Raw genomic sequence first — 18,487 nt, 5'->3', positions numbered from 1 at the left:
GCAAGAAGATTTAAGCTACACTGCAAAGCTTGCCAATCACTTAATACATAAAAATGGTACGTAATGGCTTGATGTTCTAGATCAGGCATTAAATTTATACCAGCTAGGTACTCAGACTATGCAGATAGCAGACGATATAAGAAAGCTAGTAGCAGGCACATCGCTGGTAGACTTAAAGACAAATTTACCAAATCTTGACTCTGTAAGATTTGGTATGTAGGTATCAAGGGGAGTAAGTACTACAAATAGTTTAGTAGTTGAGAGTTTGCAGGACGTAATACAAGATTTTGATATGATTACTAATGGATTAAATAAAGAAGAAAAAGCAGCTTTGAAAACAAGATTCAGTTGCTCAAAGATGCTGGCTCAAACAAAGGAAGCTATTTATGCCAAAGCATTTGATATTTCAACGCACTATTTAAAAACGTTTAAAGGCACAGGTTTAAAAGGTATGTTAATAGCTTCTTCTAGATTAATTGTCGTTCGTTTTAAAAAATTTTTAGATGATATAGGACAAGTAAGTTCTGAAGTTGTTATATCTGCTACTGATGACCGGGACGGTTATAAAGATATTGAAGGCGAAAATGAAGTAGATAAATTTATAAAAAACATGAGGGAACAATATGGAGCAAAATTCAATAATAGAATTATTAAAAAATTTAAAAGTTCCGATGATCCTGACATTTTAATTGTAGTTTCAAAATTACTAACCGGTTTTGATGCACCGCGTAATGTCGTTATTTACATATGCAAAGAATGAAAAGAGCATAATCTTTTACAAGCAATTGCTCGTGCGAATCGTCTATTTGAAGAAAAAGGGAAAACTAAAGAATATGGTTACATAATTGACTATGTAGGGTTATCGAATCAATTAAAACAAGCACATCAATTTTATGAAAATGATGGTTTAAACAATTTTGATAGAGAAGATTTAGAAGATGCTATATTTTTTGTATATGATAAATTGAAAGCATTTTTTCTGTTACTACAAGAAAAAAGTGCCTAACGATTTGGATTCTGAACAGCTCGAACAGCATTTAGCCGATGAAGTTATACGCAATAAGTTTTATTTCTTGTTGAATAAATTTAAAAATCTGATGTCTATAGCTTCTAATTCTTATGAATTTTATGAAGAAAAAGAACACGTTAATTTACAATATGAATAAAATTTAATAAGCTCAAAGAGATAGTGGAAAAGCGTTATAAAGAAAAACCGGATAAAACAATATATACCGCTCAAGTCATGAAGTTGCTTGATGAGTATGTTATTGCCGGTCATATTACTAAAACTGAAGCGGTTAACATTCGGTCATGGATATGGCTTCAAATACAAGATACTATTAAGGATTATATCAATATCGATCCTGCCTTTTATCAAAAATTTTCTACCCTTAATAAATAACACAATAATACAGCATCATAATAAACGTGTATCGGAGAGTGATCTTTTAAATAGAGTTAAAAAAATAAGAGCTGAATTTAAAAATGATGTGCCACGTGAACTCGGCACTAACAAAACAATAATAGCTTCTTACAGAATCGCAAAGATCAAAATCAGCGTGAAAATGCCATTCAAATTGCTCTTGATACCTATGACATCATTAAGCAGGAAATAATTGTTGCTTGGACAAAAAACACTTCCATTTTAAATGAAAAATTCACTTGATGATTATTTTGTTGATGTTGTTAAAAAAGAAATGAGGATTGACTTTAATAATGAAGATTTAAGTGATGTTGTGAAAAGCCTAATTGATTTTGCTAAAGAGCAGCATGAAGCTAAATGATTTGGCTTAAATAACGCAAATAGCGCATTATGCAATAATTCGCTATTATAGAATTTTTAAGCTATCAATATTTATATAATATCTTTAGTCGTATTATCGTAATATTTTCCTAATATGTCTAAAGTGTTTTGATCATAGTCATTGTGAGCTTCCATATGCCATACCGGTTCATAATCGCGAGCTGCTAAAAAATGTTTTGTATAATGTTTTAATTCTCTCTCACCTGAGTTACCAAGTTTGTATGAAAGTGTATAAGAAATGGTGGGTTGATTTGGGGCCTTTTCTATTTTTTATTGAATATAATTATACTGTAATTCGTTTGTATTGCCTATAATGTGGATATTTATGTGTCTGTGTTGTAAGTTATATATCTCTGTTAGCTTTTCAGGTTCTATTTTGCACATAGCATTCCAGCTTTTATCAAATACCTCATTATCTCGTATAGAATTACCGTTTTTTTCTTGTATAAGCTCATTCATTTTCTTACGAAATTTTGCGGTAGTTATTTTACCGGTTTTATACTGATCTATTATTCCGTTAGTTTTTCTTCTTCTTTTGCCATAGTAGCAATATCCGGTATACTTAGTCCGCTGTATTTGCTAAATTTTATTATAGCGAGTTCCCTCTTGGTTAAAATGACCTGCGAATATTTAAAAACATGAGCTTTTATCATAGTGATTACCTATAAATTGTTAGTTTTAAAAATATAAAATTGTTAAATAAAAAATCAATACTATAATATTAAGAAATCATATTTAGGGTAAAATAATGAGTTTAAAATCCGCTTGGCTAGATACGCCTCTTGTTTCTATGCTGGCAATTAGTGATGAAAAATTGCTTTATTTGCTAGAGTTTGTTGATAGAAGAGGTTTGGAGCGTGAACTTGAGAGGCTAAGGATTAAGATAGAATCTGCTATTATTCCTGGAAGCACTGAACCGATTTGAATGATTGAAGATGATCTTCAATTGTACTTATAACGGAAAAATTTAATACGCCTATATAGCTTTTAGGAAGCCCATTTCAAAAAATGGTTTGGCAAGAATTAATGAATATACCTTACGGTGAAACACGAAGCTATTTAAATCAGGCTAAAGTTTTGGGCAAACCTAATTCTTATAGAGCTGTTGCAAATGCTAATGGTATGAATCAGTTAGCAATCATTGTTCCTTGTCATCGTATTTATTAATAGCAATGGCAAACTTGGAGGCTATGGCAGGGGATTACATCGTAAAAAATGGCTTATTGAACATGAGAGAAAATTTACAGCAAATTAGAAATATTTTACTTGAGAATGCTACTATTCCTGTAGAACGTAGAATGCTATTCTTGAAAACTAGAGGAGAGTATGGAGAGCATGACCGATTTATTGGTGTGACCGTGCCGACTTTACGTACAATAGCTAAAAGTTATTTATAATTTGGATATGGAGGATTTAAGCCGACTTATTACTTCAGAATTTAATGAAGAGAAATTTTTAGCATTAGCTATTTTGATTATGCAATATCAGACAGCACAAGATAAAGAGTTTTTGTATAATTTTTATTTAAACAATATAAAACACGTAAATAATTGGAATTTAGTGGATGCATCAGCTCATCATATAATCGGAGCTTATTTATGGGATAAAGAAAAGGATTATCTCTTTACACTAACAAAATCGGAAATTCTATGGGAAAGACGAATAGCTATAGTTGCTACTTGGTATTTTATCAAAAATAATACATGAGATACGACTTTTGAAATAGCAAAATTACTCTTAAACGATAAACATGATTTAATGTATAAAGCAGTAGGTTGGATGCTACGTGAAGCAGGAAAAAAAGATGAAAAACAATTAATAGATTTTTTGGATCGCTATACTTTACAAATGCCAAGAATCGCAGTTCGTTATGCTATAGAGAGATTACCACAAGAAGTGTACAAAAAATATCTTTTAAAAAACTAGATTTATATTTAATCTATGTTAATATTTCATTTTAATTTATTAAGGGTATTATTATGCTAAAAACATTACTAATTAGTTTTATAACTTTAATTTGTGCAGTAAACTATGCTGATAACCAAACAGCTCAAAATCCTAATTCTACAAATTCTTCTTCTGATCAGCCCGATGATTTACCTGCAGAGGCAGCCGTTCACTTTGCACAGCCTTGGGCAAGACCTACAACAAATGTGCAAGGTAAAGTTAGCAATTCTGCTATGTATTTTACATTAATAAATAGTAGAAGTAAGAGTTATAATTTAGTGAATATATCTTCAGATAAGATAAGTGGAATAGAAATTCATCAAACAATTAATGATCAAGGGGTTAGTAAAATGGTAAAAGTGGATTATCCATTTTTAATTGCCGGTAATATTAATGTTGATTTTAAGCCCGGTGACATGCATATTATGCTTTATGACCCAAAAGTAGATTTAAATGTAGGAGATGAGTTTAAAATAACCTTTTTCTTTGATGACAATACACGAAAAATAGTGAATGTTAAAGTCGCAAATGACAATCCGTATAATAAAACGGGGAATTGAAGGTTATTGTTGCATGGTGCACTCTTCTATGTCATGCCCACAAAGGCAGGAATCCAGTAAAACCTATAAAAAACTTGTTTGTTGAGGTTTAATGTGTAATTTTTATATCAATATTAAGGTTATTTGTTCTGGATTTCGGCTTTTAGCTAAGGACCACTATACACATGACCCTAGAAATTACCGGAAGTGAGTTAATTAAATCTAAACTTATAGATGCTCCTGAACGTTCAGGGGTTTATCGAATGTTTGACGTTAACAAGCAAGTTCTCTATGTCGGTAAAGCTAAAAATTTAAAGAAACGCCTTACTAATTACATTAAAAGTAATTTAGATAATAAGACGCTTCGGATGATTGCAAATACTTGTTTTTTAGAGTATAGCATCACTAATTCCGAAGTTGAAGCACTACTGTTAGAAGCACAGTTAATCAAGAAATTTCAGCCGAAATTTAATATTCTTCTTAAGGACTGCAAGTCTTTTCCTTTCATTAAGTTACGTTTAGATCATGATTTCCCACAATTACTAAAATATCGAGGTAAAACTCTAAGTGACGGGAAGTTTTTTGGTCCTTTTGCCTCGAGTGTGGAAGTTAATACTACTTTGACCGAACTACAAAAAATTTTTAAATTACGTTCCTGCACGGATAATTACTTTAATTCACGTACTCGTCCTTGCTTACAATATGAAATAAAACGTTGTTATGCTCCTTGCGTCGGTAAAATAAACAAGGAAGACTATAGAGACTTAGTAACTCAGGTTAAAGATTTCTTACAAGGTCGCACTAAAGAACTCCAAGAGAACCTATCTAGAAAGATGGAAGAGCTAAGTAGTCAGATGCGTTTTGAAGAGGCGGCAGAAATTAGAGATCGCATTAAAGCACTTAGTTATGTGCAGCTTAAGGCAGGGGTTTTAGATGTCGTTAAAGACGCAGATATAATCGCTATTGTGGAAAAGAACGGGCATTATTGCGTGGAAGTGTTTTTATATAGGGCAGGGCAAGCATGCGGTAATATTCCTTATTTTCCTACTTCTACCGAAAATAGTACCAAAGAAGAAGTATTAGAATATTTTTTATTACAATTTTACCAAAAACAACACGTGCCTGCGGCAATTATAATTAATCATGCAATTAATGATAAAGAGAATGTGATAGAGGCGATTAAGAAAATCAACAATATACTTCAGCTTAATATTACAGTACCTAATAAAGGCGGTAAGGCTAAATTAGTTCAAAATGCTGAGACAAATGCTTTATTTTCTCTAGAGCAGTATTTGAAGAAATTTGCAAAAAATCAAGAGATTATATTTGAAATTAAAGAGCTATTTGGTCTTTCTGAAATTCCTGAAAGAATTGAGATTTATGATAATAGCCATATTCAAGGTAAGTTTGCGGTTGGAGTGATGGTAGTTGCTGGTAAAGTCGGTTTTGATAAAAAAGAATATCGGGTTTTTAATGTCCATGCTCCCTCTCTCGTATGTCATTCCCGTGAAAGCGGGGATCCAAAAAGGTTAATGGATTCCTGCTTTCGCGGGCATGGCATCAAGAACTGCGGGGGTGACATAAAAGGTGACGATTATGAGATGCTCCGGCAAGTCCTAACAAGGCGGCTTACAAGGTTAAGGCAAGAGCCGCATAAATTGCCAAGCTTAATGATTATAGACGGCGGCAAAGGGCATTTAGGCGTCGTTAAAGAGGTGATGGATAAATTTGAAATGAATATTCCTTTTGTTTGTATGTCAAAAGGAGTAGATAGAAATGCCGGTTTTGAACAGTTCCATGTTATAGGTAAGGAAGTATTTACTCTAGATAAGAATTTGCCGGTTATGAAATATTTACAAATCTTGCGAGATGAGGCACATAATTTTGCCATAAAGAATCATAGACTAGGTAGATCACGTGCTATAAAAATATCACGCCTTGACGATATAGAGGGCGTAGGTGAAACTCGAAAAAAAGCATTACTGCATTATTTCGGTTCGTATAAAGCAGTATGCGACGCAACCATATATGAGCTTGCTAAAGTAAATGGTATTAACAAGTTACTTGCTGAGATGATTTTTAATGTTTTGCACAGAAAAAACTAATATTATAACTCATGAAAAACCTAGTTGTATGAGTCGCGATGTCATTCCTGCGGAGGCGGGAATCCAGTCACTAAAAAGTCTAGACATACTAAATTTAAAAAATTAAAAGCTCGATTTTCCTACTTGTCACTGAATTCCTGCTTCCGCAGGAATGACATCGAGCAGGTTTCTGGATTTATGCAATAAGGCTAGCTTTTTATATCCTCAATAGGATCTTTAAGTTCTTGGCATGCTGTGCCTATTAATTTAGGTTCATCATTCTGAGATAAATCATTAATATTAAATTTAGTTAAGTCAGGATAATATGGAGTCATTGTACTATGAATAGAATAATTTAAAGTTCCTGTCATTAAAGAGTTAACAGCATCATTTTTTTGCTTAGTAGAGTAATACATATTACGCATATTTTCTGAATACGACGTAGCTATATCAGCTAAAGTGCTGCCATTAACGTCATCACGTGAATTTAAGCTTAAATTTTATTCTCCCATTCTTGTCTTCAATAGGAATTATTATGCTATATTTTCCTTCAATACTATTTTGCTTAGACATAAAATCCTCATAATTCAATTATTAATCTTGAGTTAACATATTAAATTATTTAAAACTTCAAGTAAATAGATAATATATTTTATATGACTTTCTTCGTAATGACATTAGAATACCACCATCCTAGAATAAATATCACAAGACTCACCATTGTCCCTATAAACACTCCTCTAAGGTTGAAATATTGCAACGATAAAGAATAATATTCCCATATTAAGAAGATAGCTGCTCCGCCAAGTGATGATAAGACCATTATAGTTTTAGATGTTCTGATACCAAAAAGCGTTATTATTAACGGTACTAATGTTACCGGTCCCCAGAAACCAGTGAAGAATACTACTAAGTCAATTACATTACTAAATTTTAAAGCTACAATTATTGCAAAACTTCCTATTATAACGTTAATAATTCGAGCAATTAATAATAATTTTTGCTGATTTTTAACCTTAAAAATAGGATTGATTATATCTTTAACAATAGCTATAGAAGTAACGTTTAAATCAGAATCAGCAGTAGACATAACGGCAGCTAAGAGTCCACTCATTACTATCCCTTGAATTAAAGTTGGGATGATTTGGTTGATTAAATAAGGTAATACTAAATTTGACGGTTGGTTTGGATAAAGCTTATAAGCAATTAAACCATTTAAAGTAATGCAAATCAAGAAGAAAAAATATATAGCGGATTTTGCATATATTGCTTTAGTTGTTTGCGTAGGATTTTTATTAATTAAAGCTCTTTGAATAAATGTAGGATATAGATTCATGACGCTAAAACTTAAAGCTGCTGCGATTGTATAAGAAAGTAGGTTGCTCCGATCAAAATTTGCATTTTCCGTAGGTAGGTTATTAATAAAATCTACAAAACCGATTTTATTTAAACTGATAAAAGTTATGGTTGGTATAGCGATTATCATTGCCAAAAATTGTAGTAAATTAGTAAAAACAATAGATTGTAAACCGCCTATTGTAGTATATATAAGTACTATACTATAACTTAAAATTACCCCATTTACATCATTTATTTCTAAGATATATTGAAAAATATAGCCGCTGACGCTTATTTGAGCAGCCAAAAACCCCACTGAAACGATAACCGAACTAACCCCTCCGATAAAACGACCTATATTACCGTAATATGTACTTAGGATATCGCCGATGCTTTCAGCTCCGTAATGTTTGGCAATTAAAGGCACTATATAGATTGCAATTAATATATCTATAGGTATTGTAAGTATAAGAGCGTAAGCATAATATTCATGCCCCAAAAAAGCCTTTTCCATAATGCCGAAAGTGGTGGCTCCTCCGACAGAACTTACAAATATCGTAGCTATTAATAACAGCTTACTATTTTGCGCTTTACTTTCAACATTTGCATAGTTCTTAAAACTACTATTTTTAGTTCGGTAATATATACCAATAAGTAGAATAGATATTAGGTATATGAATACGATAATATTATCAATAGGTAAATTAAACATAAATTAGATTTTAAAGCTCAAACTTAGTATTTGTTCACAATATATATTTAGTCAAGAATGCTAGATTTATAATTATGTGTCATAATCTGTTCCAAGAAGTTCAGTATCCGGTGTCCAAATATCTTAGTTGGGAGCATATTTCTATATTTTACAGTGGGGTTTAATTTTTTTTCAGTAGTGTTTTTCTTTAGGGGATCGTTAGAGTTTGATTGAGTTGTAGTTTTTATATTTTTACAATATTTATGTATTTTAAAAATACCTATTTTAAGTTGTGGCATAATTAACCTTTATTTATGTAAAAAATAAAATCATTATTAACATTAATCAATAATTATTTCAAATAAAACATAATATAAGTCAATATTTTTTAAATTAACCTATATTAAAATAGTTCTATAGGTCATTATTATTGAGTATGTTTAAGAAACCTATTCATGTACTTCACCAGCTAATTCAAGTCCCAACTCTTCAGGATTTTCATTAGCAACCAAAACAATTTTAGATATTCTTGAACCGGTATAGAAATTTGTAGTATCATTTAATTTTTCTATATCTTTAGTGGTAACAAGAGAATTATCTATTGTGTTAGAATTATTATTTTGAGACGCTATTGCAAGGCTTAAAAAAGCTTTTAATTCAGGTTTATCATCGGGTACTAATTCTATTAGTTTTTATCTCGATGATCTGCTCCATATTATTAAATTTAACCATTTCTGTGTAGCCTTCATGAATAACTAATTGAAGAGGTGTATATCCATCTAAATCTTTTAACTCTGTTGAAGCTCCTTTTTCTAGTAAAAATTCAGCTATATCATAAAGTTTGCGGTAAATAGCCTTATGTAGAACTGTATGATAAAACGAATCTTGAATATTGATATCATCACCTTGATGATCTAAAATCTTTTTTATAAGATGTTTTAGTTGAGCGGTTTGAAAAAACTTGGATTGGTAAAAAGAATATGCTCCGTAAGTGATGTGAAACTGTTCGAATAGTTTATCTAGTGTAATGTTGTAGCCGGAGTCTTGTGCAGAAGGAAGATATCAGTGGTACTTCTTGAATGGCCGATAAACTAATGCTAGGGATAAAATTGGAAGAAACAATAGGAGTTAGGGTGTCGCCTTGCTCTAGTAAGGTAATATCCAAACACCATACCTGTATCATAAGAAGATGTGTGTTCTGTTATTAGAGTAGCCATCGTTTCTATTTCTCTAACTTTAGCCATAAAATTACTATAATCATTTATCTGAAATTAATATATTAAATAATATGAATTTTCAAGGTGAAAATCACTTTAAAAAATCCATAAAATCATTGGATTAAACTTTGTTGTGTGGTTCGATGTTATTCCTGTATGGCGTTGTTGTGTGGATCAATGTCCCCTCTGTCATCCCACGACGTGATCGCGGAATCCATTCTAAAATACTAATATTAGTATTTTAAATTATTTTTTTGGATACCGTGGTCAAGCCACGGTATGACATCTTAATAATTTAATTCATCCTTGTTAAAAACCCTTGACTCCTTGATATTCCTATAATATTCTATAATTTCCCATTAAATCCCAAATTAACCCAAATTATACCAATGAATGTATTTTTATCTAAGTATATAAATGGTGTTGATAAAAAGAGTAGGGTGTCGGTGCCGGCGAATTACCGTGCGGTACTAGGGAAAGAATTATTTAACGGTGTAATTGCTTATCCGTCGATTAGGAATAATTGTATAGAGGTGTGCGGTATTTCGCATATCGAGAGATTAAGGCAGATGATAGAGACGCTTGATCCTTATTCCGAGGAGCGTGATGCGTTTGAGACTATGATATTCGGGGAAGCTGTACAACTTTCCTTTGATGGGGAGGGAAGAATTATATTGCCGCAATCTTTAATGAAGCATGCAGGAATCGAAGAGCAAGCATGTTTTGTAGGTAAAGGGGTGATTTTTGAGATTTGGCAGCCGCAGAATTTTGAGAAATATTTAAATGCCGCTCAAAAAATTGCTCATGAAAAGCGCTTAACTCTAAGGAATGCTCATTAATGATACAATCTCACGTGTCTGTAATGCTAAATGAAATGTTAGAGGCCTTAAGCCCAAAAGCTGGTGAGTCTTATTTAGATTGTACGTTTGGAGCAGGAGGATATAGCAAAGCAATATTAGAAAGCTGTAACTGTTATGTCACAGCCTTGGATCGTGATCCAAACGTAATTAAAAGAGCCGAAGAAATTCAGCAAAATTACGGTGAGAGATTTGATTTTGTAGAAACAAATTTTGCGGATAGCTTTGCAAAGCTTAAGGAAAAAAAATTTGATGGGATAGTGCTGGATTTAGGCGTTTCATCAATGCAGTTAGATATAGCAGATAGAGGATTTTCGTTTTTGCATGACGGACCACTCGATATGCGTATGAGCGGGCAAGGGCTTAGTGCCGAGGAGTTTGTAAATGCGGCAGAGGAAAAAGAGCTCGCTGACGTAATTTACAAATACGGAGATGAGAGCTTTTCACGAAGAATTGCTAAGAGAATTGTAGAATATAGAAAAACGGCGAGAATTGATAGTACAGGCAAGTTAGCCGAGATTGTTAGAAGTAGTATAGGATTTAGAAAAGGCAAAATTGATCCTGCAACTAAAACCTTTCAAGCCATTAGGATTTATGTAAACGATGAGCTTGGGGCGTTAGAGCAGTTTTTAGTGAATGTAAAAAATATATTAAAGAACGACGGACGTTTAGTTGTGGTGTCTTTTCACTCTTTAGAAGATAGGATAGTTAAGAATTTCTTTAAAGAACATTCGGAAAAGCCGGTAGTAAGATCAAAATATGCTAAAGACGATATGACGATTGATCCAAATAAATGGCTTAAGATTATTACTAACAAAGCTCTAGCACCGTCAGATAAAGAAGTAGGGCTAAATATTAGAGCGAGATCGGCAAAACTTCGAGCAGCAAAAGCGATATATGAGTAATTAATTATGAGTATAAGAAAGCTTCACTATTTAACATTATTGATAACAATTATAGCAATATGTAGTTTGTTTAGCATAAAGGAGCGAGTCTCAACTCTTGATTATCAATTAAGTAGCGTTGTAAAACAGATAAATAGTGAGAATAATAATATTCATATTTTAAAAGCAGAGCAAGCTTATCTACTTTTGCCGGCTCGATTGGAAAAACTTGCGGCGGCTTATTTAAAATTAGAAACAGTTAAATCTTATCAAATGATAAAAGATCCGTTAGGGCCAAATATCGATCAAAATATTAAATTTAATCATAATATTAGTATTTCCAAGAGTAGTAAATGGCGTTACAAAAGAATTACAAATAATAAGTATATACAGACTGTTTCGAGTAGAGTGAAGGATACTCGATGAACTTCAAAAATTGGCTACGTCATCCTACAAGTACTGTGGTACTCACGTATTAAGTATACGCTCCGTTCCTCGTTTTGTGGATTCCTTGCTCTTTTTGACGTTGATCTTTGTATCTTGGTAGGATTGTTGCATGGCTTGGAAAAAGCATTCGATGTCATTCCCGCGTAGGCGGGAATCTAGGGTAAAGCGAGATAAATCGAGCTTTTTAAAAAATCTTGATTTTAAAGATTTTTTATTTTTCAAATCAAGTTTTGAAAAGGTTTTAAAGTACTGGATTCCTGCTTTCGCGGGAATGACATAAGGATTGCAGAAATATTAGTGTTTGAAACACCATAAATAACATATGAAACAAATTTGGGAAAAATGGAAACCTACAATTAAAAGTCTAACAATTTGGAATGTTTGTAGTAAAAATACAAAAATCCGATTATTAATGGTTATTTGTGTCTTTTCTTTTCTTTTTTGTACTTTATCTTACAGATTGATAATCGTTGCTACGAATGTTTATGATAAAAATATTAATTCCTTTAAAAAAAAGCATCAATTTAGAAAAGAAATAGTTGATCGAAACGGTAATTTATTAGCAGTGAACCTACCTTCTGCCTCATTATTTGCTAATCCACAAATAGTACTTGATCCTGAAACTTCCGTAAAAAAGCTAGCAGAAATTCTACCTGATATTAATAAAGCTAAATTACTTGCAGAACTTAAGTCAAATAAAAGCTTTATATGGGTAAAAAGGGATGTACTACCTAGTCAGCAAGAAAAGATAACTAGCCTTGGGTTACTTGGTTTTGAATTTGAAGAAGAGCAGAAACGAATTTATACCTTTTCTAATTTATTGTCGCATGTTATCGGTTATGTAGGTAGAGACTCGGTAGGGCTTAGTGGCTTAGAGCTCGCTTATGATAAGTATTTAACTAATTCTGATTATGAATTAAACGAACCAAAGAATCGGAAAGAACCGCTGCAATTATCTATTGATATCAGATTACAAAGTATTTTAAGTGAGGAGATTGATAAAACTTTAAAGCAATTTAAGGCCATAGGAGCAGTAGGCATTATTGCTGATCCAAATAATGGCGAGATTTTAGCATTAGTAAATAAGCCTGATTTCGATCCGCATTATCCGAGTTTAGCCAAACCAGAAGAGCTGTTTAATATAGCAAGTCTCGGGATTTACGAAATGGGTTCGGTGTTTAAGGCATTAACTATGGCAGTCGGCTTTGATACCGGTGCAATAAATATGAATGATGCTTATGATATAAGTTATATGAAAGTAGGAGGATTCCAGCTTAAGGATTATACGCCAAGGCAAGGATGGCATAGTGTACCTGAGATTTTTCTATATTCTTCAAATATTGGCACAAGTCAAATTATGCTTGAAATCGGTAAAAGCAATTTTAAAAAATACCTAAAGAAATTAGGTCTATTAGATCAGTTGCAAATAGAATTACCTGAACGAGGTACTCCGTTATTTCCTTCCGAGAAAAGATGGAATGAGTTAACGAGTGTTACTATGTCGTATGGCTACGGCATTTCGATTAGCCCTTTGCATTTTGTTAGAGCAATGTTACCGGTTGTTAACGGCGGTACTTTATATGATCTTACTTTATTAAAAAGAAAGGATGAAAAAGTAATAGGTACAAAAGTTTTTAGTGAAAATACCTCTACCCAAATGAAGAAATTATTTAGAGCGGTAGTAAAAGAAGGTAACGGTAAAAGAGCAGAGGTCAAAGGCTATCTTATCGGCGGTAAGACCGGTACGGCAGAAAAACTTTCACAAGGGGCAGGGGGAAAAAAGAAATATCTAAAAAATAGTAGAGCGTCATCGTTTTTAGGTATGCTGCCTGCATCTAACCCGCAATATATTATTTTTATTAGATTTGATGAGCCGAAACCGACTAAAGAAAGCTTTGGCTTTGCAACCGCAAGTTGGACGGCTGCCCCTACTGCCGGTAGAGTATTTGAACGTATGATATCTTTATATGGTTTAGAACCGATAGAACAAAGTGAGGAAGAAAGTTAAAATATTACCTAATAATTATAGATTTTGTCATTGCGAGCAGGCATTGTTGCGTAGATCGGTAAAACCTACTTGATGTCATCCCCGCCTATGCGGGCATGATATAAAACGATCTGTGCAACAAAAAGCCTAAATTTTCTGGTAATGACGCATTTATAAGCTAAAAAGGAGGTTTTTATGTCAAAAAATAAAAATATAACAGATAAACCTAGTATACCTATCCCACGGCTTAAGTTTTTTGATCTCACGACAACAATAAATAATATTATATCAAAACAACTATTTATATCCACAAGTTCCAAGGCACAAGAAGAATTAGAGCTTAGCGATAATGATAAAAGACCTAACCCTAGTTGTTGTGAGTTATTGTAGAATCCATATTCATTTTTTAAAACTGTACAAAATAGAAAATTAATTTATATTTTGTATATGGTTGATATGGTCGTTGGGTGGTTGCAATTTTTCTATTGTCACCCCGTGGTTTGACCACGGGGTCCAGTAAAAATGACCACACAAAATGTTGTTTATATAGATCCCGCGATCAAGTCGTGGGATGACAACCTAATTGCCGATCAAGTCACGGTATGACACAGTATAAAACTATATAACAAAAAACTATTTATGTTAAAGATAAAACAGGAAATATATAAAAATAGCTTACAAATAATATTAAAATTGCTGTTTGCTTTGCTATGTTTTTTTATAATATTATTTCCGTTAGTGAGTTATAAAATAAATATTCAAAGCAGAATCTTTCCGGCGATGGAAATTATATTTATTTATTATTTTATGTCGTTATATTCCTTAAATATTTTTGGCATATTTTTTCTCGGTCTATTTATAGATCAAATAAGTGGTATGCCTATCGGTACAAATTCGCTAGTTTTTTTATCGGCATATACGATTTATAAATTATCTTCACAATATTTTGTAGCTAAAAACTATTTAATAAATTTCATTATTTTTTGCGTTTATTGTTTATTTATATTGAATTTTAAATATTTACTAATAACAATCAAGAAGCTAGAAGCAGACGGATATTTAATAATTTTCTTTCAATTTTTAACAACTATATTTTCTTATAATATAATTCGTCTTATACTTGACTCTCCTATGAATTACTTTAAAAAGTATGCTAAATAAGAAAATACTACATGGTGAGTTAATTTCACGAAGAGCCTTTATAATCGGATTAGGTAAACTCGGATTTTTATCGTTGCTTGGAATAAGAATGTTTTATTTACAGCTTATTAAAAGCGAAGAATATAAGACTTTATCGGATAAGAATCGTATTAATTTCGTTGTACTTCCACCGACTAGAGGAAGAATTTACGATTTAGACGGCAATATTTTAGCTACTAATAAACCATGTTATCAGCTAGTAATAGATAGAAGCATTAATAATAATTATAGGGATGAATTAGAAATAATTAGTAATATTCTAAATTTATCTCCGGAAAAATATAATTATATTAAGCAAAAAATTAAAAAATCTAGTCGCCACACTCCTTTAATAATATTTGATCAGCTTGATTGGCAGCAAGTATCAATGATTGAAGAACAAAAGCATAAACTCGCTTCAATATTTATTGATATAGGTTATTTAAGGTTTTATCCTTTTTCAAGCGTTACTTCTCATTTAATCGGTTATCTTGGTCAAATAAATGAGCACGAGAAGCAGGAATTAAATATACATAGTTTACGCGATTTTAATATCGGTAAATCCGGTATTGAAAAATATTACGATAACAAACTAAGAGGAGCATTTGGTTATAAAAAAGTTGAAGTAAACGCTTACGGTAAGCAGGTAAGAGAAATAGCAGGAACCCCTACTAAATCGGGTGAAGATATGCATTTAAATATCGATGTGTTGCTTCAGAAAAATATCCAGCAATATTTAAATCCTAAAGGTTCTTCGGCAATAGTTATGGATACTAAAACCGGCAATGTACTAATTTGTGCTTCCACTCCGGGTTTTGAATCAAATCATTTCAGTAAATTATCGGAAAATTATTGGCAAAGTTTAACGAGTGATCCTTATAAGCCTTTAATTAATAAGGTAATACAAAATTCTTATCCTCCAGGCTCGGTTTTTAAAATAATTACCGTACTTGCAGCCCTTGAAGTAGGCATTAATCCTAATAAAACCGTTTTTTGCGACGGTAGCTCTGCTCTTGGTACTAATAGCTTTAGATGTTGGAATCATAGCGGACACGGAACGTTAGATATGATGTCTGCTTTAAAGCATTCTTGTAATATTTATATGTATGAATTAGCAAGAATAGTAGGTCCGGATAAAATTCTTGAAGTTGCAAGAGAATTTGGCCTCGGTTCAAAAACCGGTATTGATTTAGCTCCTGAAAGTAGCGGGTTTGTACCGTCAAAAGAGTGGAAAAAGAAAAAATTAAAGCGTCCTTGGTCAATAGGAGATAGTTTTAATTTAGCAATCGGACAGGGGTTTCTAGGGGTAACCCCGATGCAGCTTGCAAGGTTTATTACAGCTATTGCAAGTAACGGTAAACTGTATACGCCTAGAATATTAAAAAATGATCCGGAATTTTATAATGTCAATATTAAGCCCGAAAATATCACAATAATCCAAGAAAGTTTGTATAATACCGTTAATGTTGCGGGAGGTACGGCGTATTATAATAGAATTTTAGGCAAAAATAGGCAGCTCGCTGGTAAAACCGGTACTTCGCAGGTGCAAGGCAAACTAAATGCTAAAGATGATTTAAGCCGTAAAGCTATTGCTTGGGAGAGGCGTAATCATGCCTTGTTCTTAGGCTTCGCTCCTTATCACGATCCTAGTTATTCCGTTACCGTCTTTATTGATCATGGTGGAGGCGGTAGTAAAGCCGCCGCCCCTGTAGCTCGTAAAATTATGTCGGACGTGTTGGATAAGTATTTATAGCTTTTTTTAGTTTGTAGTTTGTGCTATTATGTGTCGTAATGTGTTAGATAGGTCACAAGATGGCAAGACTGAATTTAACTATTCCGGACGAACTAAATAATAGTTTAGCATAGTCAGCAAAAAACTTAGACAGATCAAAAGGGTATATATACGTAAAGCGATTGAATATCTACAGGAAATACAAGAAGATTCAGAAGATGCAAAATTGCTTTGCAAAGAATTAATGCCCCTGATTTTAAAACTTACACTACTGACGAAGTGAGGGAATGGTTAAAAAAGAAAAATGTTTAAAGTTATATGAGAAAATAAGGCACGTGCAGAATTAGCTGAATTGTGTGGTATCCAGAAAACAACTTAAAATACTAATAATATTAGTATTTTTAATTAGACCCCGTGATCAAGGAACTAGGTGACAATGGCAAAACTGATCCACACGTATAATTCTAGCTTTATATAATTATATCTTAACTCATATCACAAAATACTTTATTTTAGTTAGTAGTTTGTGTTATTAATAACTAGGCTTTGCATGCGGAAAATTGAATTAATCTATTTTTTGTTGTAAATCATAAGATTTTTTTGAAATAGGAATAACTATTATTGCAAAAATCTTATTAATTTTCTTTTACAAAACCTAGGAATTATTATAGAGGTATATATATGTCTAAGAAAAAGCAGGACGATCAAATAATAAAAGAATTAGAAGAAAGACTAGCAAAACTTAAAGGCACTCCTCCATCACTTGAAGAATTAGAAGAAAGGTTTGCAAAGCTCCAAGATAGACCTTATATCCCCACAAAAAAATCCGGTAATGAAGTAGACGATCTAATTGAGCAGCTGCAATCTGAGCTTAAACTAGAACAAAAAAGTAAAAGCCTTAATGATCAAAAAGACCAAGCAATACGTGATAGGCTAGATAAATTAAGAGAAGACAGTCCTATAACGCAAAAAACGACACCTATAGATCTTTCTTTTAATGATACTAAATCAATAATTACCGATACTATAGATGCTCAGGCAGATATCGCTAGTTCATATGCTAATCGCTCTACCGAGTTAGAGGAGAAAAAAGCATTACTCCATTTAGCTCATAATCTAACTGAAGCGAGAGATATTATTAGGGATATACCCCCTATATCTAAAGAATATGCGCCTAAACTATTAGATGTTATTGCTAGTGGGTTAGGTAAAATTTATGAAGGAATAAAGAAAATAGCTTCGCCTGCAGTTAATATTATAAAAGAAATAGGTAGTAGTCTTGTTAATGCGATTAAATCACTTCCTCACAAATCTTCCAAGCAACAAATAAAATTAAAGAAGTTATATAGAACATATGTTGATTTGAAAGGAATAAAGCCAAAGATAAAAGAAGAGTTTCTTAAAAAACATTATGAGCGAATTGATCAGCTACAAACTCCTAAGGAAATATTTGTAGAAACTGCCAAAATTACTCAATCTATAAGGATAGCCGGAAAACAAAAGATAAATACTCTTAAACAACAACAAATTATTAATAGAATGAAGCAGAAAAGTCCTACTGCTTTTATAAATAATAATTCATTTACACCGTCTAATACTCCTACTAATAAAGCAAAGTCTTCCAAGAGCAACCAAAGGTAAATGCTATGTTATTCCTGTGAAAGCAGGCATCTAGAAAAATAACCCTTAATATTGGATCAAATTATACCTTTAACAAAATAAGCATATAAAAAATTTTTTATATGTTTTACTGGATTCCCGCTTTCGCGGGAATGACATAA

At 32.3% G+C, this 18,487-nt stretch carries 21 protein-coding genes and 2 pseudogenes; 18 read left to right on the top strand and 5 right to left on the bottom strand.

The window, feature by feature from the left end:
• The first annotated feature begins 292 nt into the window (after positions 1-292).
• The 4 genes from ACHBLB_RS07085 (at position 293) to ACHBLB_RS07070 (ending at position 1,784) form a co-directional block, all read left to right on the top strand.
• Positions 293-760: a type I restriction enzyme subunit R domain-containing protein gene (locus ACHBLB_RS07085; protein ID WP_475842806.1), complete on the top strand. Its 468-nt coding sequence runs from the start codon at positions 293-295 to the stop codon at positions 758-760.
• 238 nt (positions 761-998) lie between these two features.
• The gene (locus ACHBLB_RS07080) at positions 999-1,166 is read left to right on the top strand and encodes a hypothetical protein (RefSeq protein WP_475841647.1); all 168 of its coding nucleotides are present in this window, start codon (positions 999-1,001) and stop codon (positions 1,164-1,166) included.
• A 23-nt stretch (positions 1,167-1,189) separates the two neighbouring features.
• Positions 1,190-1,402: a hypothetical protein gene (locus tag ACHBLB_RS07075; protein WP_475841646.1), complete on the top strand. Its 213-nt coding sequence runs from the start codon at positions 1,190-1,192 to the stop codon at positions 1,400-1,402.
• A 247-nt stretch (positions 1,403-1,649) separates the two neighbouring features.
• Complete coding sequence (locus tag ACHBLB_RS07070; protein ID WP_475841645.1) at positions 1,650-1,784, top strand: hypothetical protein; 135 nt, start codon at positions 1,650-1,652, stop codon at positions 1,782-1,784.
• Positions 1,785-2,074: 290 nt separating this feature from the next.
• Here ACHBLB_RS07070 and ACHBLB_RS07065 read toward each other — a convergent pair whose 3' ends face one another.
• On the bottom strand, positions 2,075-2,263 hold the full coding sequence (locus ACHBLB_RS07065) for a hypothetical protein (RefSeq protein WP_475841643.1): 189 nt from the start codon (positions 2,261-2,263) through the stop codon (positions 2,075-2,077).
• A 50-nt stretch (positions 2,264-2,313) separates the two neighbouring features.
• Positions 2,314-2,457, bottom strand: a complete 144-nt coding sequence (locus tag ACHBLB_RS07060) for a hypothetical protein (RefSeq protein WP_014273624.1) — start codon at positions 2,455-2,457, stop codon at positions 2,314-2,316.
• Between the two features lie 95 nt (positions 2,458-2,552).
• Here ACHBLB_RS07060 and ACHBLB_RS07055 point away from each other — a divergent pair.
• The 5 genes and pseudogenes from ACHBLB_RS07055 to uvrC all read left to right on the top strand — a co-directional run bounded on the left by ACHBLB_RS07055 (position 2,553) and on the right by uvrC (position 6,395).
• A pseudogene (locus tag ACHBLB_RS07055) lies at positions 2,553-3,059 on the top strand (methylated-DNA--[protein]-cysteine S-methyltransferase).
• A complete protein-coding gene (locus tag ACHBLB_RS07050) occupies positions 3,034-3,201 on the top strand; it encodes a DNA alkylation repair protein (protein ID WP_475841641.1) in 168 nt (55 codons plus the stop codon). Before ACHBLB_RS07055 ends, ACHBLB_RS07050 begins: the two are co-directional and overlap by 26 nt.
• A gap of 7 nt (positions 3,202-3,208) precedes the next feature.
• Positions 3,209-3,730 (top strand): annotated as a pseudogene (locus ACHBLB_RS07045) (DNA alkylation repair protein).
• Between the two features lie 53 nt (positions 3,731-3,783).
• A complete protein-coding gene (locus ACHBLB_RS07040) occupies positions 3,784-4,311 on the top strand; it encodes a copper chaperone PCu(A)C (protein ID WP_012151029.1) in 528 nt (175 codons plus the stop codon).
• A gap of 164 nt (positions 4,312-4,475) precedes the next feature.
• Positions 4,476-6,395, top strand: coding sequence for an excinuclease ABC subunit UvrC (gene uvrC / locus ACHBLB_RS07035; protein ID WP_475841639.1), 1,920 nt, complete (start codon positions 4,476-4,478; stop codon positions 6,393-6,395).
• 188 nt (positions 6,396-6,583) lie between these two features.
• Here the strand turns inward: uvrC and ACHBLB_RS07030 are convergent, their stop codons facing one another.
• From ACHBLB_RS07030 to ACHBLB_RS07020, 3 genes are all read right to left on the bottom strand, one after another.
• Positions 6,584-6,799 (bottom strand): hypothetical protein, encoded by a 216-nt coding sequence (locus ACHBLB_RS07030; protein WP_475841637.1) that lies wholly within the window; start codon positions 6,797-6,799, stop codon positions 6,584-6,586.
• A 227-nt stretch (positions 6,800-7,026) separates the two neighbouring features.
• Positions 7,027-8,424 (bottom strand): sodium:solute symporter family protein, encoded by a 1,398-nt coding sequence (locus ACHBLB_RS07025; RefSeq protein ID WP_475841635.1) that lies wholly within the window; start codon positions 8,422-8,424, stop codon positions 7,027-7,029.
• Between the two features lie 645 nt (positions 8,425-9,069).
• Complete coding sequence (locus ACHBLB_RS07020; protein WP_237737588.1) at positions 9,070-9,294, bottom strand: ankyrin repeat domain-containing protein; 225 nt, start codon at positions 9,292-9,294, stop codon at positions 9,070-9,072.
• A gap of 715 nt (positions 9,295-10,009) precedes the next feature.
• On the opposite strand from ACHBLB_RS07020, the gene mraZ reads away from it, so the two are divergent.
• The 9 genes from mraZ (at position 10,010) to ACHBLB_RS06975 (ending at position 18,347) form a co-directional block, all read left to right on the top strand.
• On the top strand, positions 10,010-10,459 hold the full coding sequence (gene mraZ / locus ACHBLB_RS07015) for a division/cell wall cluster transcriptional repressor MraZ (protein WP_475841633.1): 450 nt from the start codon (positions 10,010-10,012) through the stop codon (positions 10,457-10,459).
• The gene (gene rsmH, locus ACHBLB_RS07010; protein WP_475841631.1) at positions 10,459-11,382 is read left to right on the top strand and encodes a 16S rRNA (cytosine(1402)-N(4))-methyltransferase RsmH; all 924 of its coding nucleotides are present in this window, start codon (positions 10,459-10,461) and stop codon (positions 11,380-11,382) included. The genes mraZ and rsmH overlap by 1 nt, the downstream gene beginning before the upstream one ends.
• 6 nt (positions 11,383-11,388) lie before the next feature.
• Positions 11,389-11,787, top strand: coding sequence for a cell division protein FtsL (gene ftsL, locus ACHBLB_RS07005; RefSeq protein ID WP_004998104.1), 399 nt, complete (start codon positions 11,389-11,391; stop codon positions 11,785-11,787).
• Positions 11,788-11,917: 130 nt separating this feature from the next.
• Entirely contained in the window at positions 11,918-12,088 is a 171-nt protein-coding gene (locus tag ACHBLB_RS07000) for a hypothetical protein (protein ID WP_475841629.1), read from the top strand.
• A 42-nt stretch (positions 12,089-12,130) separates the two neighbouring features.
• Positions 12,131-13,816 carry a peptidoglycan D,D-transpeptidase FtsI family protein gene (locus ACHBLB_RS06995; protein WP_012151022.1) on the top strand — a complete coding sequence of 562 codons (1,686 nt, stop codon included), beginning with the start codon at positions 12,131-12,133 and terminating at the stop codon, positions 13,814-13,816.
• A 174-nt stretch (positions 13,817-13,990) separates the two neighbouring features.
• Positions 13,991-14,185 carry a hypothetical protein gene (locus ACHBLB_RS06990; protein ID WP_475841627.1) on the top strand — a complete coding sequence of 65 codons (195 nt, stop codon included), beginning with the start codon at positions 13,991-13,993 and terminating at the stop codon, positions 14,183-14,185.
• Positions 14,186-14,434: 249 nt separating this feature from the next.
• Complete coding sequence (locus tag ACHBLB_RS06985; RefSeq protein WP_475841625.1) at positions 14,435-14,956, top strand: hypothetical protein; 522 nt, start codon at positions 14,435-14,437, stop codon at positions 14,954-14,956.
• On the top strand, positions 14,946-16,727 hold the full coding sequence (mrdA, locus tag ACHBLB_RS06980) for a penicillin-binding protein 2 (protein WP_475841623.1): 1,782 nt from the start codon (positions 14,946-14,948) through the stop codon (positions 16,725-16,727). The genes ACHBLB_RS06985 and mrdA overlap by 11 nt, the downstream gene beginning before the upstream one ends.
• Positions 16,728-17,387: 660 nt before the next feature.
• Positions 17,388-18,347, top strand: coding sequence for a hypothetical protein (locus ACHBLB_RS06975; protein ID WP_475841621.1), 960 nt, complete (start codon positions 17,388-17,390; stop codon positions 18,345-18,347).
• Positions 18,348-18,487: the final 140 nt, after the last annotated feature.

It is taken from the genome of Rickettsia lanei (assembly GCF_056242675.1).
Note: the sequence above shows the minus strand (reverse complement) of the source record. Positions and strands in the feature narration are given on the sequence as shown.